This is a genomic window from Marinobacter excellens LAMA 842 (assembly GCF_001574445.1).
GTDB lineage: Bacteria > Pseudomonadota > Gammaproteobacteria > Pseudomonadales > Oleiphilaceae > Marinobacter > Marinobacter shengliensis.
On record NZ_LOCO01000002.1, the window covers coordinates 241,764 to 262,167 of the forward strand.

Below are 20,404 nucleotides of genomic sequence, written 5' to 3' on the forward strand. Positions count from 1 at the left end.
ATGGATTTGGATTTTCGGCGCAGTCAGATGCGGCCGATCAATACGCCCAGAATGTGGCTCTGGCCTTCATTCAACACCCGATAATCGCCGTCGGCATTGGCTGTTTCGACACACAGCATTTTTTGCCAGCCATTGCCGGGGAAGTCCGAAAGCCGGGCAGCCTTGTCCGGCCCGGGATTCCATACCACCGTTGAGTCACTGCCCACCGAGGTCAGCTTGCGTTTTCCAATCGGTGTCACCACTGTAAGGGGCTCGCCGGATTCATAGATTCTGTCGGTTTCACCCTCGAAATAGACCGGGCCTTCCTGAGTGCAATACTCCCAGTCTTTCAGGGTGTCTATGTACTGACTGTTGCCAAGGCCAAGCACGCGGGTGCGGCTGATGTCAGCGGTTGGTAAATAGGTGTGCAGCGCCTGGCTGAACGCCAGTGGCTGGCGTGAGAGGTTGGTGGTGGTCAGTGCAACCTGGCAACCCCTGACCGAGAAACTGAACGTGGCCAGCACCAGTGCGTGGCCATCCCATTGCTCGGCGAAATCCTCGTTGGCATTCAGAGACAGGCTGATCTCCACTTCATGGGCGCTCTCGCGTACATCTTCCAGGCGCCAAAGGGCGGTGCGGGCGAAACCGTGAGCAGTCGGTTCATGAACCCGCTTGCGGATTTCCGGCGGGTTTTTGGCTGGGTCGCCAAACCAGGGCCAGCAAATTGGAATGCCGCCCCGGATTGCCCGGCCCGGTTGGAATCTGGCCAGCTCACTCAGCCACAGCCAATTGTTCTGGTCCCGTGGGGAAAAGTGAGTCAGGTGTGCGCCTTGGAGGAAAATAGTGGCCTGAAACAGAGGATGGTGCACCTCCAGGGCCTCAAGCTGGCCGATGGTTTGCCAGCGGGTGAACGACCATTGTCCCGGTGTCACCGAGACCGGTGGTTTGTTACTGCTTTCAGACATGGTTTGCGACGACTTCCTTTGCGATGATTTCCTTAAGGGTATCTGCTTACCAAGAGAGTAAATTAAATCCGCCGCGCCGGCGAGTTTGATCATACAATAGCCTAAAATTCAGGGGGTGTATTGATGGATTCTGATAGCCAGAGCGCGGTTATTGTTCCACTGCCGGAGCCTCGGCTCGAACATGGCCAGGGACATTTCGATCAGGTAGTGGGTGAGGGCTCGCTGGCGGGCACTGCGGGCGCGCACGATGTTGATCGTGTTGACGCAAGGTGGCTGGATCAGTTGGCGGATGGCTTGAGCGAGCACGCCTGGCTTGAGCTGGATCTTGCTGATCGCCTGCCGGAGGGGTTGGTGCCGGCCCTGCTCAATGAGGTGAAGATTCTCGAACGCACCGAAGCGATGAGCCGGGCTGGTATCGGGCGTGGAGCGGATCTGGTGAAGGATCGCAGCGTTCGGCGAGACAGTATTGCCTGGCTGGAAGGGTTCACCGAACCGCAGGCAAGTCTTTTCAGGTTTCTGGACCAGTTGATGGCTGGCCTCAATCAAAAGCTGTTTCTCGGGCTTAAACGGTATGAAGCGCATTATGCGACCTATCAGGCCGGCGACTTTTACAAGTGCCACCTCGACAGCTTTCGCGGGCGGGCGTCCCGGATGATCAGCCTGGTGCTTTACCTGAATGACGACTGGGGCCTGGAAGACGGCGGCGAATTGCAGGTGTTCAGCCCACGGGAAGAGGATAGGGCGATTGGCCTTGTGCGCCCGGAAGCTGGCCGTGCCGTACTCTTCCTGAGCGAGGAAGTGCCCCATGAGGTGCTGCCGGCAAGGCGAACCCGTTATAGCATTGCCTGCTGGTTTCGGCAGGATGAAGTGCCCTTGCCGCTCTAGTGTCCCTTAAGAGACACTAGCCGTTGTAGTCCTTATATCCTTCTGATATTATGCGCGCCGCTTTCGGGGTAAAAGTCCCGGAACGCCGTTATGGTGGCCCCATTGGTGCCCCCGCAACATGAAACCGTGAACCCGGTCAGGCCCGGAAGGGAGCAGCCGAAGCGGTGGATGTGTGTGCCGGGGGATTGCTGATGGGGTCACCCCCAGATTTTCTCCCTCTGTTATTTTCTCCTTTTTATCGATTTTCCTCTGTGATTTTGTGGGCTGGTTCACGCTGAGCCACCTTATGGCCCGGTTGGCACTTGTCCCTGTCTATCGTGTTTTTGGCATGCTACCCAAGCGGTATTTTGCTGTTGCCCGATCAAAACAAAGACAAAAAGGGAAAGCTATGAAAAGTGCCAAAACAACATCGCTCGTAACAGCGGGCGTGCTGGCGGCTGCATTGACAGCCCAGCCAGCCTCCGCGTGGTGGTTCAGTAAAAAGGACACCTACACCGAAACCAGATACCCGATCGTGCTGGTGCACGGGCTTTCTGGTTTTAACAAGCTGCTGGGCTTTGTGGAGTACCACAACGGAATTCCCGATGCCCTGGCGGAAGGCGGCGCGGAAGTCTTTGTGCCCCAGGTGTCTGCCGCCAATTCCACGGAAGTTCGTGGCGAGCAACTTCTTGCCCAGATTGAAGAATACCTGGCGGTATCCGGCGCTGAGAAAGTTCACCTTATTGGTCACAGTCATGGTGGGCCCACGGTGCGCTACGTGGCCGGGGTGCGGCCTGACCTGGTGGCGTCCGCCGCCAGTGTCGGTGGTGTTAACTGGGGTACACCGGTGGCCGATGCTGCCAGTGGCGTAGATCTGGATGGCCTCGGAAACTGGTTCTTCGGGTTGATTGATACTCTTTCTGGCGGAGGCGGTTTGCCTCAGGATACCAGTGCAGCCATCCATTCGCTCAGCACCGAAGGCTCCCTGGCATTCAATGCCCAGTTTCCCGCAGGTATGCCGTCCAGTTACTGCGGTGATGATGGCGCTGAAGTGGCCAATGGGGTGCGGTATTACTCTTGGGGTGGCAACAGGGTAGTGACCAATCTGCTCGACCCCAGCGATCTCTTGCTGGCGACCATGAGCCCGCTTTTCAATGAGCCCCACGACGGCCTGGTGCCCGCCTGCAGCATGAAGCTGGGTAAGGTGCTGGGTGTGGATTATCGGCACAACCACCTGGATGAGGTGAACCAGATTTTTGGTCTGGTAGGCCCCTTCGCGGCAAGCCCGGTGCAGCTGTATCGCCAGCAGGCGAACCGGCTGAAAAATCTCGGGCTTTAATCCCAACCTGTTGGCGGGCCTCCGGGCCCGCCCTGGAGCGAAACCGTGGTACACAGAGTTGGGATTTTCGCACTCGGGGCTTTGCTCGCCGTTGTGGCCGGTTTTTGGCTGTTTGCTGATGGTGGGCAGGGCTTGCCGGGTGCAGGCATCGAGAACGTTGGCCAGCAGACTGCAGGGCGTTCCGTCGCACTGCCTGAAGAAGTAGCTGGAAGTTCCTCCGCTGAGGATAGCGTGCCGCCGTTACCCCGTGATGAGAGGATATCCGATATCGACGTGGATGGCAGTGTTCGGGTGGATATGAACGGAAACCTGGTGCTGGATCCGTCACTGCGGCGGTTTCTGGATTTCTACATAGGTCTCACCGGTGACCAGGTCCACGGCGAAGCACTAAGGCAGAGACTGGCGGCAGAGATGCGCCAGCGCGGCATATCGGCCCAGGTGCAACTGGAAGTGCTCGAGATTCTGGATGATTACCTTGCCTACCGGGGTGCTTCGGAAGCACTGGCCGTGAGGCGTAGTGGCAACGTGGAGGATTTGCAGGCGGTTCTGGACGAACTGAAGGACCTACGACGGAAGCATCTGGGCCCGGATGTAGCTGAAGGATTCTTTGGAGCAGAGGAAGCACGCCTCAGATTGATGCTCGACCGGCAACGCATTCTGGCGGACGAAAGCCTGAGCGGCCACGAGCGTGACCAGGCATTGGCGCAGGTTGACCAGCTGTTGCCTGAGTTTTCGGTTCAAACTCGCCGCCGTTCAGAAGCGGTGGTGTCGACCAGCCTGAAGGTCAGCGAAATGCGAGAGCAGGGCGCCTCAGAGGAGGAGGTGCGGGCGGTGCGGCTGGAAGCCTACGGCCCGGAAGCGACGCAAAGGCTGAGCCGATTGGACGAACAGCGGGCCCAGTGGCAAAGCCGGGTGGCTGAGTATCGGCGCCAGAAGGCGCTGATCGACCAGGCCGGTGGGCTGACCGCCGAAGACCGGCAGGCAGAGGTTGAGGCGCTGCGGGTGCGGATGTTTGAAACGGAACATGAGCGCAGGCGGATCAGTGCCCTTGACCGGGCCGGGGATGACGGTGCGTGAACAGATCATCCTTCTTCTGGCCCCGGCTACATGCTATTGTTAGCGCCGGTTTATAGCAGTAGTTGAAGGATCATGAGCTATCAGGTTTTAGCCCGAAAATGGCGCCCCCGCACCTTTGAGGACATGGTGGGGCAGGAGCATGTGCTTCAGGCACTGGTGCATGCGCTTGAGCACCAGAGGCTGCATCACGCCTACCTGTTTACCGGCACCCGGGGCGTGGGTAAAACCACCATCGGTCGATTGCTGGCCCGTTGCCTTAATTGCGAAACAGGCATTACCGCCAATCCGTGTGGCAAGTGTGGCAGTTGCCAGGAAATCCTGGAAGGGCGGTTTGTTGACCTGATCGAGATCGATGCGGCCTCCCGCACCGGTGTTGACGACATGCGTGAACTGACAGACAACGTTCAGTACGCTCCCAGTCGCGGCCGCTACAAGGTATACCTCATCGATGAGGTACACATGCTCACCAACCAGTCCTTCAATGCCTTCCTGAAGACCCTGGAAGAGCCGCCCGAGCACGTCAAATTCCTTCTGGCTACGACCGATCCCCAGAAACTGCCGGTGACGGTGCTATCCCGTTGTTTGCAGTTCAACCTGAAGCGGATGACACCGGAGCACATCGTAGGCCACCTCAAGCACGTACTGACCGAAGAGCAGATTCCCTTTGAGGAGCCTGCGCTCTGGCTGCTTGCCCGGGCAGCGGACGGCAGCATGCGTGATGCCCTGAGTCTGACCGACCAGGCGATCGCCTTCGGCAACCAGAATCTGGCTGCCAGTGATGTCAGCAATATGCTGGGCACCATTGATCAGCGTGACATTGAGCGCATTGTTGCAACGCTGGTTGAGCGGGATGGCCCCGGTTTGCTGGCGGAGATCAGCCGCATTTCAGATTTTGCGCCGGATTACGCCGTCATTCTTGCGGATCTGCTATCCCTCTTTCACCGGGTCACCATGGAACAGGTAGTACCGGGCAGTGCCGACAATGCCCTGGGCGATGCCGCCCAGGTTCAGTCACTGGCGAAACAGTTGAGCGCGGAAGACGCCCAGCTGTTCTATCAGGCGGCGTTGATGGGGCGTAAAGATCTGGCGGTTACACCCGATGCCCGCATGGGGTTTGAAATGACTCTGCTCCGGATGTTGGCTTTCCGGCCGGGGGCTGATCGCCGTGAGCCGCCAACCATTGCTTCTGGTGGCAATGAGGGCCAGGCGCGCGCCGAACCGGAACCCGACCCTGCCCCTGCCCAGAGCCATCAGCCTGCACCGGTAGCTGAGCAGGCATCAGCGCCCGCGCAGAATCCTGAGCCGGTGGAAGAGCCGCGGCCGATTCCAGAATCAGCACAGGCACACCGTCCAGCCGAGGCTGACTCGGCAGAACCGGAACCCGAGCCGCCCATGATGGATGCTCCGCCCTGGGATCCAGACCCCGGCGACCCGGCTCTGAGCGCGGAGGTTGAAGAGCCAGAGACTTTGGTCAGTAATATTGCACTTGAGCCCACCGAACCGCCGGTGTTTGAGGAAGCCCAACCTCAAGGCCCGGTGGAACCGGAGGTTGAGTCGGTTGTCGAAAATCAGGAGCCGGTAACCGCGGACGGATTTGTATGGGAACGGGATTTTCGCCAGTTGGAGATTACTGGCATGCCCGGCAACCTCGCCAGCTACAGTGCCATGGCGATGGACGGTCAAACCGTGGTGTTAACCCTGGATGAAGGCCACGCCCGGCTGCTGAATGCGCGCCATGAAGAAAAAATACTGGCAGCCTTGAGATCCCGCTTCGGTGATGCCACTTCACTGAGAATAGAGCAGGGTGAGCCAGGGCTTCATACCCCGGCCGCCTGGGAAGAACGCCAGCGGGCAGCCAGGCAGAAAGCGGCAGAGCAAGCGATCCGTCAGGACCCGGTGGTAAAGAGCATTGTTGAACGATTTGAAGGGCGGGTGGTTGAAGAAAGCATCCGTCCCATAGAGACAGGCAGGAGATAAACACATGATGAATAACATGGGCGACCTGATGAAAAAGGCGCAGCAGATGCAGGAGCAGATGCAGAAGGCCCAGGAAGAGATTGCCAAGGCGGAAGTCACAGGCGAGTCCGGTGCCGGCCTGGTCAAAGTGACCATGAACGGTCGCCACGACGTTCGCAAGGTAGACATTGATCCGTCGCTGCTGTCTGAAGACAAAGAGATTCTTGAAGATCTGTTGGCAGCGGCCGTTAACGATGCCGTTCGCCGTGTTGAGGCAAATCAGAAAGAAAAGATGTCTGGCATGATGTCCGGAATGGGTATGCCCCCCGGATTCAAGATGCCGTTCTGAACCTGGGCCCGGCCCGCCATAGTCTTTGAGGAGCGTTCATGGCATTCAGCCCCCTGGTTGATGAATTGGTTGAATCCCTCCGGTGTTTGCCCGGAGTTGGTCAGAAAACGGCACAGCGCATGGCATTTCATCTGCTGGAGCGGGGCCGCTCTGGAGGCTCCCGGCTGGCCAGCGCCCTGAGCCAGGCGATGGATGGCGTGCGTCGATGCGACAGCTGCCAGAACTTTTCTGACACCGAAATCTGCAACATCTGCGAGAAGCCGGAGAGGCGTACCGGCACCCTGTGCGTTGTGGAAAGTCCTTCTGACTTGCTTGCCATCGAACAGGCCGGCGATTATCGGGGCAGTTATTTCGTGCTGATGGGGCACTTGTCGCCGATTGATGGCGTGGGCCCGGAAGAAATCGGTATTGAACGGTTGCTACAGCGGGTCCGCGAAGAGGGTGTGACTGAACTGATCCTGGCGACCAATCCCACCGTCGAAGGCGAGGCAACTGCCCACTACATCGCTGACCGCCTGGATGGCCAGAATATCCTGATCACCCGTCTGGCCCATGGCATTCCGGTGGGTGGCGAGCTGGGCTATGTAGATGGCTTCACACTTACCCATGCATTCCGGGGCCGAAAGCCCCTGTCTGAATAACGTCTCAGGTTCCTCCATGACTCTTTCCGCACCGGCCGTTACCATTCCCCCGGCCCCTGACACTGTTCGCTGGATTCGCGAGCCAGATACCCTGGACAACTGGCTGGACGCCCTCGAGCCCGGGGTACCGGTGGTGCTGGACACAGAATTTGAGCGAGTCTCTACCTTCTATCCCATTCCCGGTCTGGTGCAGCTGGGTGGCGGCGGTGAGTTCTGGCTGATTGATCCGGACGTAGCCGAGGCCTCCGAACGGTTTCGGGAGATGCTGGCGGATAGCCAGCGACCAAAGCTGTTATACGCCATGAGCGAAGACCTTGAGCTGTTCCGGCATTGGCTGGATGTGATGCCTAAAGGTGTGTTGGACCTCCAGATTGGCGCGGCACTGGCCGGTGCCGGGTTTTCGGTGGGTTATGCCCGCCTGGTGGAAACCCTGTTCGGTGAAACCCTGGATAAATCCGTTACCCGGTCCGACTGGGTGGCCAGGCCATTGAGCCCGGAACAGGAGCGCTATGCCCTGGATGATATCCGTTTTTTGCAACCGGTGTATGAGTGGGTTTGCCACGGCTTGCGCGAGCGCGGGCTGGAACAGGCTATGGCCGACGAGTCACAGCGCTTTGCGGATGAAGCAGCCAGCCTGGAGGACGCCGGGCAACACTACCTGAAACTTCGTGGTGGCTGGACACTGAATCGGGAACAGCAGGCGGTTCTGCAGGCCTTGGTGGTTTGGCGGGAACAGGAGTGCCGGCGGTTGGATCGCCCCCGAAACCGAGTGTTGAATGATGGCTTGCTGATAGCCATTGCCGAGCGCTGCCCTGGCTCGCTCAGAGCCCTCAATGATGTCCAGGGCGTTCCGGGCGGCATTGTAAAGCGTTATGGCGAACACCTGCTGGAATTGGTTCGGGGTGCCAGAGAAGCTGACCACACCGATCTGAAGCCCATACCCAGGCCGCTGACCCGAGATCAGCAAGCGCTGTTCAAAAAGGTCAAGCGTTGCTTCAGAAAAGTGGCAGAAGATACTGATATACCCATTGAATTGCTGGCGCCAAGAAAACGCCTTGAAGGCGTTATTGAAGAGGGCATCATGGCAGGTAATCCGTTTTTTGAAGGCTGGCGCAGGGATATACTGGCGCCGGTCGTCCCGGAAATTGAGGAGCTTCTCGTACAATGAAAGACCGTGAATTTGTATCGGTGTTTCGCAGCAGTAAAAAAAGCGATACCTACATCTATGTTCGCCGTGGCCAGGTTTGGGATGATCTCCCGGAGGCTTTGCGTTCGATCTTCGGGCAGCCGGTTCACGCTATGGATCTGCTGTTGAGCCCAGACAAAAAGCTCGCCAGGACCACCGGTAAAGAAGTGCTGGAGGCGTTGGCCGAGAAGGATTTCTTTCTGCAGATGCCGGAAGAGCAGGAAACTTATATTGTTGATTTTCGGCGAAAAATCGAGCAGCGTGGACAATGATTGCAGAGATTCCCTTCTGGCAGCGTAAGCACCTGAACGAAATGACCCGGTCAGAGTGGGAATCTCTGTGTGATGGCTGCGGGCTTTGTTGCCTGCAGAAGCTTGAAGACGAAGACACCGGCGAGGTGTACCACACCGACCTGGTCTGCGGTTACATGGATACGCAAACCTGCCGTTGTACCGTGTATTCTGACCGGCTGAAGAAAGTTCCGGGTTGTACGGTTCTGACACCGGAAACGGTATCAGACTACCACTGGTTACCGTACACCTGTGCTTACCGAACGTTGGCGGAAGGCCGGCCCCTTGCGGACTGGCACCCCTTGCGATCCGGTGATCCTGAATCCGTGCATCGCGCCGGGGTTTCGGTAAAAGGCAAAGTCGTCTCTGAGGACGGCGTGCCGGAAGAGGATTGGGAAGACCACATTATTCACTGGGTTCTGTAATGATCGATACTGATGCTTCACTAGCTTACGGAATTTTCTGGGCGGCCTACGCAGTCGCTTTCGTTGTGTTGTTCTACATGATGAAAGCGCTGTTTCGGATACTGCCATTCTATGGTGTGCGGACGTTGCTGCTGTCGGCCCTGGTTGTTTTATTTCTGACGCCCGTAGAGTCTGCAGAGCTTGCAGGCTGGTGGATTCCCGCTTGGTTGTTCGCCGGTTACGAACTTATTCTGGGAGACGCCGACGCGGCCGGCAGGGCACTGCTGAATTTCAGCATTGCCGCTCTGGTGATGTTGTTGGTCTGGATTCTGGATCTTGTCCGGTATCGGCTGGTGCGCAAATAACTCCAAGAACGTGCGAAATATCAGACAGGTAAGGGTAGCTATGAAGCGAGTTCAGGTAATCCTCATGCTGGTGTTGGCCAGTTTTGTGCCAGCGCATTCCAGTGCCCAGGATTCAGGTCTGACATTACCCGAGCAGGCCGACGTGCGCATCATTGTTGATATCTCCGGCTCTATGAAGGAAACCGACCCGGAGAACCTTCGCCGGCCGGCGGTACGCTTGTTGGCTCGGATGCTGCCAGCGGGTGCCGAAGCCGGTGTCTGGACCTTTGGCCAGTATGTCAACATGCTGGTACCCCACGCCACTGTTGATGACGCCTGGCGTAACAGGGTGATAGAGCGTTCCGAGCAGATCAATTCCGTGGCCCTCTATACCAATCTCGGGCTGGCTATGGAAAAGGCCAGCGACGACTGGTTGTCTGGCGGAACACTGGAAAACACCCACCTGATTCTTCTGAGTGACGGCAAGGTTGATATTCCGGGCGGTGAGGCTGCCAGCCGTGAAGAGGAGCGGCGTATCCTTGAAACCCTGCTGCCTTCCCTGAAAGCCAAAGGCGCCACTATCCATACTGTCGGCCTGTCGGAGTTGGCAGACATCACCTTCCTGCAGCGCCTGGCCCGGGAAACCGGCGGCAGCTTTCAACTGGCCAAAACCGCTGAAGCGCTCAACCTGGCGTTTGCGGATGCCCTGAACACGGCCGTACCGCAAGAACAGATTCCCATTGAGGGCGATGGCTTTGCGGTGGATGCTGGCGTTCGGGAATTTACCGCTTTGATCTTCACGGGCGGCTCTGACGCCGAAGCACGAAGCCTGGCCCTTTCTGAGCCGGATGGCGAGCCGTTCACGGCCAATAATCTGCCAGACAACGTGCGGTGGGCTGTTGAGCCGGGTTACGACCTGATTACCGTAACTGAACCGGCCGCCGGGCGATGGCGTATTGTTGGAGACCTCGGCCAAGGTAGCCGGGTGACGGTTGTCAGTGACTTGCGCATGGCCGTGAGTGAGGTGCCATCAGAATTCTCGGAAGAAACGCCGTTCAATCTGGAGGTCGTGTTTTTCGAGGAATCCGAGAAGATCAGGAATCGGGATTTTCTGGGTGTGATGCAGGTAAGCCTGTCGATCACCGCCAATGATGGCCGGCGGGGCACCAAGGTGCTGTCTGGCGACCAGCCTCCGGAAGATGGCGTGTATCGGGATACCGTGACGCGGCTGCCTGCTCCCGGGCGGTATCAGATTGATGTGGTGGCAGACGGCGGTACATTCTCCCGGAAATTCAGTGCAATGACCGCTTTTACATTGCCGGGTGAGGAACCTGAGCTGGCGGTGGTGTCTGAGCCCCTGGTACCCGACCTCAGTGAACGGGTTGAGCCCGAGGCGCCGGCTGAGCCAGAACCGGTCGAGGTGCCGGCGCCTGTCGCAGACCCCGAACCAATGCCTGAGCCTGAACAAGCAGAAGCTCCCTCGGAGCCACAACCGGAACCGGTTCACGTACCGGAAAAAGGCACTTTGTGGGGAATACCGGTCTGGGCATTTGGAGCGGGTGCAGCCTTACTGGTGGTCATTATCGGGCTGGGGCTTTTCGCCTGGCGCCAGAAAAAGTCCATTGCCGAGGCTGAGCAGGCCGCCGCAGCGGAGAGAGAGACCCTGGAGGATCTGCCGGAGGAGGAGCCGGAGATCCCTGTGGTGGCAGCAGCTGTGTCAGACAGCGAACCGGATGAAACGCCGGAGCCCGAGGATATCCCGGAAATGACCGAATCGCTTGAACGCGATGAGGTTCCGGAAACGGAAGATGACCAGATTCCCGTTGCCGATGATGCGGTTAACGAAGAGCCGGAAGACGATGAGACTTTGGCCGAGACTGATCCAGAGCCAGAGCCAGAGCCAGAGCCAGAGCCAGAGCCAGAGCCAGAGGAAGACGACGATGATGAGTTTGGTCTTGAAGACTTTGACTTGTCTGAGTTCGATGATCTGCCAGACCTGGACGAATCAGAGGCGGATGACGAGGCCACGGACAAGTCCGAGGCCGACGACACCGATAAAGACGACGAAGATCAGAAAAAGTAACCAACAGGAAACAGACACATGAAGTTTACCGGTACCGATAAATACGTAGCCACCGATGACCTGCAGATGGCTGTAAACGCAGCAATCGCGCTCCAGCGCCCGTTGCTGATCAAAGGCGAGCCCGGCACCGGAAAAACCCTGCTGGCAGAAGAAATGGCCGCGGCGCTGGGTATGCGCCTGATTCCCTGGCACATCAAATCCACCACCAAGGCCCAGCAGGGCCTGTACGAGTATGATGCGGTATCCCGCCTTCGTGATTCCCAGCTGGGCGATGAAAAGGTCAAGGACATCCGCAACTACATCGTCAAGGGCAAGCTCTGGGAGGCCTTCGAGGCCGATGAGCAGGTGGTGCTCCTGATCGATGAAATCGACAAGGCCGACATCGAGTTCCCGAACGATCTGCTGCTGGAACTCGACCGCATGGAGTTCTTCGTATACGAGACCCAGGAGTTCGTGAAAGCGAAGAAACGCCCGATTGTGGTCATTACCAGTAACAACGAAAAGGAGCTGCCGGACGCCTTCCTGCGCCGGTGCTTCTTCCACTACATCAGCTTCCCGGACCACGACACCATGAAAGACATCGTGGATGTGCATTTCCCGGGCCTTCAGCAACAGGTTGTGCGTGATGCCCTCGAAGTGTTCTTTGACGTGCGCAAGGTGCCCGGGCTGAAGAAAAAGCCGTCCACCTCGGAGCTGATTGACTGGTTGAAACTGCTGATGGCCGATGAGCTGTCTGCCAAGGCGCTTCAGGAGAAGGACAGCAGTTCTGCACTGCCGCCTCTGTATGGCGCCCTGGTGAAGAACGAGCAAGACGTGCACCTGCTGCAGAAGCTGGCGTTTATGGCACGTCGCCGCAACTGATCTCTGGCAAGAGTTTCGCTTTATGTTGATCGATTTTTTCCTCGAAGTGCGCCGGGCCAAGGTTCCGGCCAGTCTGCGAGAGTTCCTTGACCTGCTGGAAGCTATCCAGCAGCGTCTGGCGTTCGCAGACATGGAGGAGTTCTATTACCTGGCACGGGTGTGCCTGGTGAAAGACGAAAGGCACTTCGACAAGTTTGACCGGGCCTTCAAGGCGTATTTTGAAGGCATCGAGAACCTTGATGATCTGCTCGAAGCCCTGATTCCCGATGACTGGCTAAGGGCCGAGTTCGAGAAGCACCTCACCGAAGAGGAAAAAGCCAAGATTGAGTCCCTGGGTGGCCTTGAGGAGTTGATTGAAACTTTCAAGAAGCGCATGGAAGAGCAGAACGAGCGCCACGCCGGTGGCAATAAATGGATCGGTACCGGCGGAACTTCACCCTTTGGCGCCAATGGCTACAATCCTGAGGGCTTCCGCATTGGCCAGAAGAACGGTCGCCATGGCCGGGCCGTCAAGGTCTGGGAGAAACGGGAATACCGTGATCTGGACGACAGCATCACCCTGGGGCTACGGAATATAAAGGTGGCGCTGCGTCGGTTGCGTAAATTCGCTCGACAGGGTGCGGCAGATCAACTGGATATGGACGACACCATCCGTTCCACCGCCCGCAACGCCGGCTACCTGGATCTGAAAATGGTGCCAGAGCGGCACAACGCGGTGAAGGTTCTGATCTTCTTCGACGTCGGCGGCTCCATGGACCCGCACGTCAAAGTATGTGAAGAGCTGTTCTCCGCCGCCAGGCTCGAGTTCAAGCACATGGAGTATTTCTACTTCCACAATTTTATCTATGAGAGTGTGTGGAAGAACAATATTCGCCGCATGAATGAGACCCTGAGCACCTGGGACATCCTGCACAAGTACACTCCGGACTATAAGGTTATTTTTGTTGGGGACGCCACCATGGCACCTTATGAGATAACGCATCCGGGTGGATCCATTGAGCACTGGAACGAAGAAGCTGGCGCTACCTGGTTCCAGCGGGTGTCGGAGCATTTCCGCAAGGTGGTTTGGCTGAACCCGCTACCGGAAAGTTACTGGGGTAGCGGTGGTTCGCTGGGCATAACCAAACAATTGGTCAATAATCATATGTACCCTCTGACCATTGAGGGACTTGAATCCGCCATGAAACACCTGAGCAAGTAGTTCGGATCGAGGTGGGCGGATAAAAAAAGCCGATGCGGTTGAGGGCATCGGCAAAGCTCGGCATATTCAAGCGGGGGTTGCCAGAAGGCGCTCCCGCCGATTTCCCCGTAGCAAGCCTTGGGCCACCCGAAATTAGTTTATAATTATCAATTAGTTACTCTTTTTGCTCGGTCATGTCGACCGGTCTTTCCCGCTCCCGCCTTTTGTTCTGTCAAATAACTCGACACTTATTATTACGCCACTGCCGGTGAAAGTTTCATTTGGTGAATTGGATACCGTTCTTGGTTGTTAGCGGGTGTTACTCTTTATTTCGAATTGTAACGGTGCCCGGTTATGCCGGGGCCCGAGATCGCACGGCAGGAAAATTATGTTCGGCAAACAAAAATCACAACACTGCCGGATTGTCCCAGGGACCAAGGGGCTTTGGATATCCGGAATGATTGCCGCACTGGCATTCGGCTCTGTTTCAGCTTCATCGCTGGACGATGAAATCAACCGCCTGACAGCGGACGTTACCCGTCATTCGGCATCGGTGCATGCCCTTGAGCAACGCTTGCTGCACCCGGTGGATACCCGAGTCTCGGTGTTCCTGACCCTGGGAAACCGGCAGGCACTCAATCTTGATTCTGTTGAACTCTTTATCAACGATCAGCCCGTAGCGTCCCATCTATACAGCGCCACAGAGCGAACGTCGTTGGAGCAGGGTGGGGTGCAGCAGCTATTCGTTGGCAATATGGCTGACGGCAACCACCAGCTGAAGACGGTGATCAACGCCCGGGCTGCCAATAAGCGCTTTGTCCGCCGTGAGGTGGTTCACCGGTTTGATAAACGCCCGGGTACCTTGCGCCTGCAGATGAATCTCGATGCCCGGGCTCCGGACTACGAGCCGGAAGTCACGTTCCAGGAATGGAAGTAGCCGATCATGACGGGACCTGTTCGCAACGTTCATTGCGCTGCCCGGGCTTTGCTGGTGCTTTTTACCCTGGCGGTGCCTCAGGCAGGAGCCTCGGAATCTGAGCCGACAGAGCTGGCCGCTGGTGTTGCCCGGTTTGCGCTGGACACCGGGAATATCGCACAGGCTATTCCTCTGGCTGGCCAGGTCAAAGGCGATTCCGCCGACTACCTTAGCGCGCGAGTATTGCTGGCCAGTGGCCAGACCAGCGAGGCGAAACCGTTGCTGGAGCGTGTGTTCAACAGCAACGTTCATCGCGCCGATGCCGCTCTGGAGCTTGCCCGATTGGCAGAGGCAGAGAGTAATCAGGTCGAAGCAGTGCAGTGGTATCAGGAGGCTGCCCGAACCGGGTTTGGCGAGGTGCGCCAGAGAGCACTGCTGAACCTTGCGGAAACACAGCGGCAGCAGGGGAAAACGGATCGTGCCGGCCAATACCTTGCCAGTATGGACAACGGATACTGGGCCGCAGTGGGCTATATGAACCTGGCGGGCGATTTCGCCCGGGATGACCTTGATCCATCAAGGGCCCTGGTGTCTTTGAGGGTTGCCATGGCCATGGCTGCGAAAGACCCCGACAGTGCCCGTAGCGCGGATCTGCGCAATCAGCTTTATCTCCGGGCAGGCTATTTGTCTGTGCGCAATCAGGATTACGACAAGGCCACTGACTTCCTTGAGAAAGTCTCTCTGGAGAGCTATTACACCCCCCAGGCCTTGTACCTGCATGGTTTTGCCTTGTCCGAAAAGGGCAATCACCGGGCGGCGATGCAGAGCTGGCACCGTGCCAAGAAATTCCCGCTGGCGTTTCCCGGGGTGGCCGATGCCTGGATCGGAATGGGCCGTGGATACGATCTGGCGGGTTATCCGGGGCAGGCCGGTGAAGCCTGGCTTGCTGCCAACGCAGCCTACGAAGGGGAGCGGGTAACGCTTGGTTCGCTCGCAGAGCGAATCCGTGCTGAAGGTGCCTACAAGGCGTTGGTGGCAGACGCACGGGGCGCTGATACCCAATGGTTCCTTGCCGACAGCCGAACGTTGACCCAGCCCCGGCTGGCTTACCTCCTTCGCTTCCTTGAGAGCGCCGAGGGGCAGGCGGCGGTTGGCCGGGTAGCCCGGCTTGATGATCTGGCGTTCTCGCTGGAGAGCAGCAAGCATGATCTCGATGTATTTATCGGCGCCCTGGAAAACAACCATCATGGTGGTGGGGGCAGCCAACTTGCCGCGTTGCAGGAGCAGCAAGACACGTTAACCCGGCAACTTGAACAGCTTACGGATCGCCCATTGAGTGCAGATCACATCGCCCGGCTCCGGCAGTTGCAGCGTTTGCTTCAGTCTGGTGGGCAGCGTCTGTCGTCCTTGCCCCGTCGTGAAGCCGGCAGGCAAGAGCAGTTGCGGGACAACCTTGCCGAGGCCCGGCAATTGCGGGGCGAGATCTCCAGCCTGCAGACCCGTGTGAGCAAAGCCCGCGCCCGGGCTGCTGACTACCTTGATAAAAAGGCACTGGCCCTGGTTGCCGCTGAACAGCAGCGGATGGCCCACTCCCTGGATAAAACCGAACAACAGATTGCGCACCTATACGAGTATCTTGCGCTGGAAAACATCGGGGAGGCTGCCCGATGAATCGTCAGTTTGTGCGTCGGTTGTCGCTCGCTGTCATCCTGATATCTGCAGTTCCAGGTGGGAGCGTAGCGGCCCAGGAATCGTTCCGTGTGGAACTCGGCCGGGATGGCGAAACCCTGGGCGATATGCGCCCGGTGTTTCTCAAGTTTGAAAGCCGCCCCCTGCCTGCAATCTCGCCGAAAGAGGTGGCTCGTCGCTATCAGAAACTGTTCGAGAAGTCCGACGAACCTGAAGTCCGTATTGATGCGCTGAATCGCCTCAATAATATCCGAGACCGTTCCGGCCAGGATATTGGCTTCTCCGATGAGCAGCAGTCGGCGGTCTATGAAGAGGCTCTGGCCAGCTATGAAAGCATCCTGGCCCGCGGATCCTTCTCCGGCAAACTCGACGAGTTGCTCTATCAGATGGCCAAAGCCCATGCACTGACTGGGCAGCATGAAGAGTCCATCCAGCGACTCAGACAGCTGGTGGGCCTGTACCCTCGCTCATCACTGGTGCCGGAAGCCCGGTTCCGGATTGCCGAAGCCGCCTATAACACCGGCGAGTATCAGGAAGCGGAAACCGGGTATCGGCAGTTGATTGAAGGTGACGGTCACCAGGACCTGGCCATGAAAGCCCGTTACATGCTGGGTTGGAGCCAATTCAAACAGGGGCCCGCGGCCTGGAACCGGTCGGCGGAGACGTTTATGGCATTGCTGGATCAACACCTGCCCAGCGAAGCCACGTTGCTGGATCCGCCGCAGACTGGTTTGGACATGATTGAAGACAGTTTTCGGGTGCTGGCTTTGATGGCCGCCCGGACTGACAACTCTGCGACATTGGCCGCGTGGCTTGGCAACCGAGCGCCAGTGGCCTGGCCGCACCTGCTTTACGACCGGCTGGCAGATTTGCATGCCCTTGAAGGGCGTTTTGATCTGGCCGTTGGCATCAACCAGGCGTTTGCCGGGAACTACCCCGAGCATTCAGCCGCTCCGGATTTCCTGGCTCAGAGTGTGGATTACTGGCGGATGGCGGGCGACACCAGTAAGGCTCGTGAAGCGAGGGCAGATTATGTGGCCCGATACCAATCACAGCCAGAGTATCAAGAGTTGAAGGGCCAACAGCAGGCCCTCTGGCAGGACTATGCGCGCTTCCTCGGGGATTACCATTACGCCGCACAGGATTGGACCAGTGCGGCCGGCTACTATGAAGCACTTGCAGGCCATTCCGGCGACACGGGCAAACTGTTGCATCTGGCCGGCGACGCCCGGTTACAGGCCGGCAATCGTGACAAGGCTCTGGAGAACTATCGCAGCGCCGCTTACGGCGCTCGGGGTTACGGCCAGCCATACGCCGATGCGGCCGAGGCCGGTTGGGCTGCTATCAAGGTGTTGAGATCGACCCTAGAGGAGAGCGCTGCCGGGGCATACCGAGGCGTCTTGACGGAATTGTCCAGTGAAGAGCAACAATTCGGCAATACCTTTGCGCAGGACGCCAGGCTTTCAGGTTTGAGGGCTGACCTGGCAAACCGCTGGTACGAGATTGGTGCTCAGGATGAGGCGCTGGCTTATGCGCGCTCGACACTGGTTCTTGAGTCGGCGAATAACGAAGAACGTTATGCCGCCTGGCTGGTGACCGCCCGGGTGCGTCAGAGGACGGGGGAGTACGGGCTGGAAGAGCGGGCCTGGCGACAGGCGCTGATGCTGGTGGACAGCGCGCCTGATGTGGCCACGACTCAGGATGAACCGGAGCAGATTCGTGAGCAGCTGGCGACCGCCATCTACCGGCAGGGAGAGAAAGCGGCCGCCAGTGGCGACACTGCCGTGGCGGTCGCCCATTTTCAGCGCGTGAATTCCGTTTTACCCGATTCCGAGATTGCCATCCGGGCGCGCTTTGATGCCAGTAATGCATTGCTCAAGGCTTCTGAATGGCAAACGGCCATTAACGAGCTGAACCGTTTCCGGCTCGACTACCCCGCCCATGAGCTCACGGATGAGGTCAGTGAAAAACTGGTCTACGCCTACCACGAATCCCGTCAACCTCTGAAAGCAGCCGGCGAATTGATGGCGGCCTCTGAACGTGCGCAAAACCCCTGGCCGCTGAAGCTACGCGCTGCGGCGCTCTACCACCAGGCCGGTGAATTGCCCGAGCGCAATGCCCTGTATGTGGATTGGCTGGCGGTTGCTCCGGATCCGGATGCGGCGGCTGATCATGTGCAGCAGCAAACCATGCGCCAGAGGTTGATTGAATCCGGTGTTGATTCAGTGCGCCAGCAGAAAGCGATGGTCACCCGTGAAGCAGCTAGCCAGTGGCACTCGGAAGAAACCCTGCTGTGGGCCGGCAAGGCGGCGCTGGCCCTGGGTGCTTCGGTGGCTCAGGAATTTGCTGGCATCCGCCTGGAACATCCCCTGGAGCGGGCACTTGAACGCAAGCAAAAGGCAATGGAGCAGGCCCAGGCCTATTTCCTCGAAGCGGAATCCTTTGCCGGAGAAACTGTGGCATCAGAGGTGCTATACCGAAGGGCCGAGCTCTATCGCACCCTGGCGGCAGACTTAATGGCTTCTGAGGTACCGTCAGAACTCAATGAGCTGGAAGCCATGCAATACCAGATGCTTCTGGAAGAAGAAGCCTGGCCGCTGGAAGAGCGGGCAATGGAATTGCATTCCAGGAATCACGGGCGCATTGCCAGCCAGGGTTTTGATGAATGGATTGGTCAGAGCCTGAAGGCGCTGGCCGTCATGCACCCGGGGCGTTACGACCGTGAACTTCGCTGGATGAGCTGGAACATGGAGGAGAACGAAGGTGCTTAAAGGTTTTCACTACGCGCAACGTGCCCTGATCATCTCGGTTCTGGTGGGTTTGACCGCTTGCGCTACTGGCCCCGGCAAAACCCCCGAGCGGGCCGCGGTGCAGCCTGTGCATTCACCGGAACAGGCGAGAGAGTGGGCCATAAAGGGGGTGAACGCCCATGAGAACGGCGACATCCCTGGGGCCATCAAGGCCTGGCAGACCTCGGTGGCCCTGGACCCCAGCGACGCGACAACGGTCAATAACCTGGCGCTTTTGCTGAAACAGCAAAACCGTTTCCGGGACGCGGCCAACCTGCTGGAGCAGGGCGTGGAGGCGGCTCCAGAGGTTGCCCAACTGCATTACAACCTGGCGGTGATCAGTGAGCTTTATCTGCTGGATCTTGATAAGGCACTGGTCCATTACCAGCGATACCGGGCGTTGACCGGTGAGGAAGACAAGCTGGTCGCCGGCTGGATTGCCGACCTTGAGCGGAGGCTGCAATGAGCATCGGCCGGAATCTTCTCCGCCTCTGCATTGTTGTGCTGGCCAGTGGTTTTTTCCAGGCGGCCACCGCGGAAGACCCGGAACAATCGGCCCTGACAGTGAGCGGTTTGTCTGCCAGCGTGGGGGACGATGACCCCAGGGTGCTTTACATTCTGCCCTGGCAGAACCCGACGCTGCCCAGAAGGCCCAGGGCAGAGCTCAATAGCCAGGCGCCGGAGCTTAACCAACCCCTTTCCCCTCAGGTGCTGGAGAATCATCGCCAGTTCCGGGAATCCCTGAACCCATTGGTCCTGAAGCCAGCCGTGAATGCGGCCGGTCCGGGCCAACCGTGACCCTGCAGTAAACGGAGACAAAGGCATGCTCGATACCATCATTCGATTTTTTCAGGACGGCGGTCCATTCATGTACCCCATTGCCATTGTGTTGGCGCTGGGGCTGGCGATCACGCTTGAACGGTTTCTTTATCTGGGGTCGGTGCGGCGGCGCAACCGCCTGGCGTTTGAGCGCGGTATTCTGCCCGCCCTGCAAAAACGGGACTACCAGCGCGCCATGAAGGCGGCAACCAGTTCCGACAGTGCCATTGCCTCGGTGCTCGGGGCGGGTATTTCCCGGTTGTTGAATAACAGCCGCCGTGAAGATATCGAATACGCTATGGAGGAAGGTTTGATGGAAGTACTGCCGCGCCTGGAAAAGCGCACTCAGTACCTGGCAACCCTGGCCAATGTGGCCACTCTTTTGGGCCTGCTTGGTACCATCATTGGCCTGATCGCGGCGTTCACCGCCGTTGCCGCAGCCGATCCTGCCCAGAAGGCCACCTTGTTGTCGGAAAGCATCTCGGTAGCCATGAACACCACCGCCTTTGGCCTGATATCCGCCATTCCCTTGCTGTTGTTCCACGCCTTGCTGCAAACCCGAACCAATGAAATCGTGGACAGTTTCGAGATGGCCGGGGTCAAGCTGTTGAATATGGTGTCAGATCCCGACGCCGGCAGGGTAGCCGCCTGATGCACTTCGTGTTTCAGCCAG

The 20,404-nt window shown here is 58.2% G+C and carries 20 protein-coding genes and 1 other RNA gene; 20 read left to right on the plus strand and 1 reads right to left on the minus strand.

The features are described from left to right. Positions 1-23: 23 nt before the first annotated feature. Entirely contained in the window at positions 24-944 is a 921-nt protein-coding gene (locus J122_RS03200) for a D-hexose-6-phosphate mutarotase (RefSeq protein WP_061331091.1), read from the minus strand. A 123-nt stretch (positions 945-1,067) separates the two neighbouring features. On the opposite strand from J122_RS03200, the gene J122_RS03205 reads away from it, so the two are divergent. The 20 genes from J122_RS03205 (at position 1,068) to J122_RS03300 (ending at position 20,383) form a co-directional block, all read left to right on the plus strand. Continuing rightward, positions 1,068-1,829, plus strand: a complete 762-nt coding sequence (locus tag J122_RS03205) for a 2OG-Fe(II) oxygenase (RefSeq protein ID WP_082780495.1) — start codon at positions 1,068-1,070, stop codon at positions 1,827-1,829. Positions 1,830-1,929: 100 nt separating this feature from the next. After that, an RNA gene (ffs, locus tag J122_RS03210) (signal recognition particle sRNA small type) lies at positions 1,930-2,026 on the plus strand. Between the two features lie 191 nt (positions 2,027-2,217). Then, positions 2,218-3,147 carry an esterase/lipase family protein gene (locus tag J122_RS03215; protein ID WP_082780496.1) on the plus strand — a complete coding sequence of 310 codons (930 nt, stop codon included), beginning with the start codon at positions 2,218-2,220 and terminating at the stop codon, positions 3,145-3,147. A 45-nt stretch (positions 3,148-3,192) separates the two neighbouring features. Then, positions 3,193-4,224, plus strand: coding sequence for a lipase secretion chaperone (locus J122_RS03220; RefSeq protein WP_061331092.1), 1,032 nt, complete (start codon positions 3,193-3,195; stop codon positions 4,222-4,224). Between the two features lie 72 nt (positions 4,225-4,296). Further along, positions 4,297-6,201 carry a DNA polymerase III subunit gamma/tau gene (gene dnaX / locus J122_RS03225; protein WP_061331093.1) on the plus strand — a complete coding sequence of 635 codons (1,905 nt, stop codon included), beginning with the start codon at positions 4,297-4,299 and terminating at the stop codon, positions 6,199-6,201. Positions 6,202-6,205: 4 nt separating this feature from the next. Next, positions 6,206-6,529 carry a YbaB/EbfC family nucleoid-associated protein gene (locus J122_RS03230; RefSeq protein WP_061331094.1) on the plus strand — a complete coding sequence of 108 codons (324 nt, stop codon included), beginning with the start codon at positions 6,206-6,208 and terminating at the stop codon, positions 6,527-6,529. Between the two features lie 38 nt (positions 6,530-6,567). Further along, the gene (gene recR, locus J122_RS03235; protein WP_061331095.1) at positions 6,568-7,170 is read left to right on the plus strand and encodes a recombination mediator RecR; all 603 of its coding nucleotides are present in this window, start codon (positions 6,568-6,570) and stop codon (positions 7,168-7,170) included. 16 nt (positions 7,171-7,186) lie between these two features. Then, entirely contained in the window at positions 7,187-8,338 is a 1,152-nt protein-coding gene (locus J122_RS03240) for a ribonuclease D (protein WP_061331096.1), read from the plus strand. Beyond that, on the plus strand, positions 8,335-8,628 hold the full coding sequence (locus J122_RS03245) for a YcgL domain-containing protein (RefSeq protein WP_061331097.1): 294 nt from the start codon (positions 8,335-8,337) through the stop codon (positions 8,626-8,628). The genes J122_RS03240 and J122_RS03245 overlap by 4 nt, the downstream gene beginning before the upstream one ends. Then, positions 8,625-9,071 (plus strand): YcgN family cysteine cluster protein, encoded by a 447-nt coding sequence (locus J122_RS03250; protein WP_061331098.1) that lies wholly within the window; start codon positions 8,625-8,627, stop codon positions 9,069-9,071. Before J122_RS03245 ends, J122_RS03250 begins: the two co-directional genes overlap by 4 nt. After that, entirely contained in the window at positions 9,071-9,415 is a 345-nt protein-coding gene (locus J122_RS03255) for a hypothetical protein (RefSeq protein WP_061331099.1), read from the plus strand. The genes J122_RS03250 and J122_RS03255 overlap by 1 nt, the downstream gene beginning before the upstream one ends. Before the next feature lie 40 nt (positions 9,416-9,455). After that, positions 9,456-11,477, plus strand: coding sequence for a vWA domain-containing protein (locus tag J122_RS03260; protein ID WP_061331100.1), 2,022 nt, complete (start codon positions 9,456-9,458; stop codon positions 11,475-11,477). An 18-nt stretch (positions 11,478-11,495) separates the two neighbouring features. Beyond that, the gene (locus tag J122_RS03265; RefSeq protein WP_061331101.1) at positions 11,496-12,338 is read left to right on the plus strand and encodes an AAA family ATPase; all 843 of its coding nucleotides are present in this window, start codon (positions 11,496-11,498) and stop codon (positions 12,336-12,338) included. Between the two features lie 22 nt (positions 12,339-12,360). Continuing rightward, positions 12,361-13,539 carry a vWA domain-containing protein gene (locus tag J122_RS03270; RefSeq protein WP_061331102.1) on the plus strand — a complete coding sequence of 393 codons (1,179 nt, stop codon included), beginning with the start codon at positions 12,361-12,363 and terminating at the stop codon, positions 13,537-13,539. Positions 13,540-13,975: 436 nt separating this feature from the next. After that, on the plus strand, positions 13,976-14,455 hold the full coding sequence (locus J122_RS03275; RefSeq protein ID WP_061331103.1) for a hypothetical protein: 480 nt from the start codon (positions 13,976-13,978) through the stop codon (positions 14,453-14,455). A 6-nt stretch (positions 14,456-14,461) separates the two neighbouring features. After that, the gene (locus J122_RS03280; RefSeq protein WP_061331104.1) at positions 14,462-16,105 is read left to right on the plus strand and encodes a tetratricopeptide repeat protein; all 1,644 of its coding nucleotides are present in this window, start codon (positions 14,462-14,464) and stop codon (positions 16,103-16,105) included. After that, a complete protein-coding gene (bamD, locus tag J122_RS03285) occupies positions 16,102-18,894 on the plus strand; it encodes an outer membrane protein assembly factor BamD (RefSeq protein ID WP_061331105.1) in 2,793 nt (930 codons plus the stop codon). Before J122_RS03280 ends, bamD begins: the two co-directional genes overlap by 4 nt. Further along, entirely contained in the window at positions 18,887-19,378 is a 492-nt protein-coding gene (locus tag J122_RS03290) for a tetratricopeptide repeat protein (RefSeq protein WP_061331106.1), read from the plus strand. Before bamD ends, J122_RS03290 begins: the two co-directional genes overlap by 8 nt. Continuing rightward, positions 19,375-19,710 (plus strand): hypothetical protein, encoded by a 336-nt coding sequence (locus J122_RS03295; RefSeq protein WP_156471715.1) that lies wholly within the window; start codon positions 19,375-19,377, stop codon positions 19,708-19,710. Before J122_RS03290 ends, J122_RS03295 begins: the two co-directional genes overlap by 4 nt. A 25-nt stretch (positions 19,711-19,735) precedes the next feature. After that, complete coding sequence (locus J122_RS03300; protein ID WP_061331107.1) at positions 19,736-20,383, plus strand: MotA/TolQ/ExbB proton channel family protein; 648 nt, start codon at positions 19,736-19,738, stop codon at positions 20,381-20,383. Positions 20,384-20,404 lie beyond the last annotated feature (21 nt).

Bases quoted from the DNA above. Each gene is read 5' to 3' on its own strand.
- J122_RS03200 (WP_061331091.1), bottom strand. From the start codon at position 944: ATGTCTGAAAGCAGTAACAAACCACCGGTCTCGGTGACACCGGGACAA.
- J122_RS03205 (WP_082780495.1), top strand. From the start codon at position 1,068: ATGGATTCTGATAGCCAGAGCGCGGTTATTGTTCCACTGCCGGAGCCT.
- J122_RS03215 (WP_082780496.1), top strand. From the start codon at position 2,218: ATGAAAAGTGCCAAAACAACATCGCTCGTAACAGCGGGCGTGCTGGCG.
- dnaX (WP_061331093.1), top strand. From the start codon at position 4,297: ATGAGCTATCAGGTTTTAGCCCGAAAATGGCGCCCCCGCACCTTTGAG.
- J122_RS03230 (WP_061331094.1), top strand. From the start codon at position 6,206: ATGATGAATAACATGGGCGACCTGATGAAAAAGGCGCAGCAGATGCAG.
- recR (WP_061331095.1), top strand. From the start codon at position 6,568: ATGGCATTCAGCCCCCTGGTTGATGAATTGGTTGAATCCCTCCGGTGT.
- J122_RS03240 (WP_061331096.1), top strand. From the start codon at position 7,187: ATGACTCTTTCCGCACCGGCCGTTACCATTCCCCCGGCCCCTGACACT.
- J122_RS03245 (WP_061331097.1), top strand. From the start codon at position 8,335: ATGAAAGACCGTGAATTTGTATCGGTGTTTCGCAGCAGTAAAAAAAGC.
- J122_RS03250 (WP_061331098.1), top strand. From the start codon at position 8,625: ATGATTGCAGAGATTCCCTTCTGGCAGCGTAAGCACCTGAACGAAATG.
- J122_RS03255 (WP_061331099.1), top strand. From the start codon at position 9,071: ATGATCGATACTGATGCTTCACTAGCTTACGGAATTTTCTGGGCGGCC.
- J122_RS03260 (WP_061331100.1), top strand. From the start codon at position 9,456: ATGAAGCGAGTTCAGGTAATCCTCATGCTGGTGTTGGCCAGTTTTGTG.
- J122_RS03265 (WP_061331101.1), top strand. From the start codon at position 11,496: ATGAAGTTTACCGGTACCGATAAATACGTAGCCACCGATGACCTGCAG.
- J122_RS03270 (WP_061331102.1), top strand. From the start codon at position 12,361: ATGTTGATCGATTTTTTCCTCGAAGTGCGCCGGGCCAAGGTTCCGGCC.
- J122_RS03275 (WP_061331103.1), top strand. From the start codon at position 13,976: ATGATTGCCGCACTGGCATTCGGCTCTGTTTCAGCTTCATCGCTGGAC.
- J122_RS03280 (WP_061331104.1), top strand. From the start codon at position 14,462: ATGACGGGACCTGTTCGCAACGTTCATTGCGCTGCCCGGGCTTTGCTG.
- bamD (WP_061331105.1), top strand. From the start codon at position 16,102: ATGAATCGTCAGTTTGTGCGTCGGTTGTCGCTCGCTGTCATCCTGATA.
- J122_RS03295 (WP_156471715.1), top strand. From the start codon at position 19,375: ATGAGCATCGGCCGGAATCTTCTCCGCCTCTGCATTGTTGTGCTGGCC.
- J122_RS03300 (WP_061331107.1), top strand. From the start codon at position 19,736: ATGCTCGATACCATCATTCGATTTTTTCAGGACGGCGGTCCATTCATG.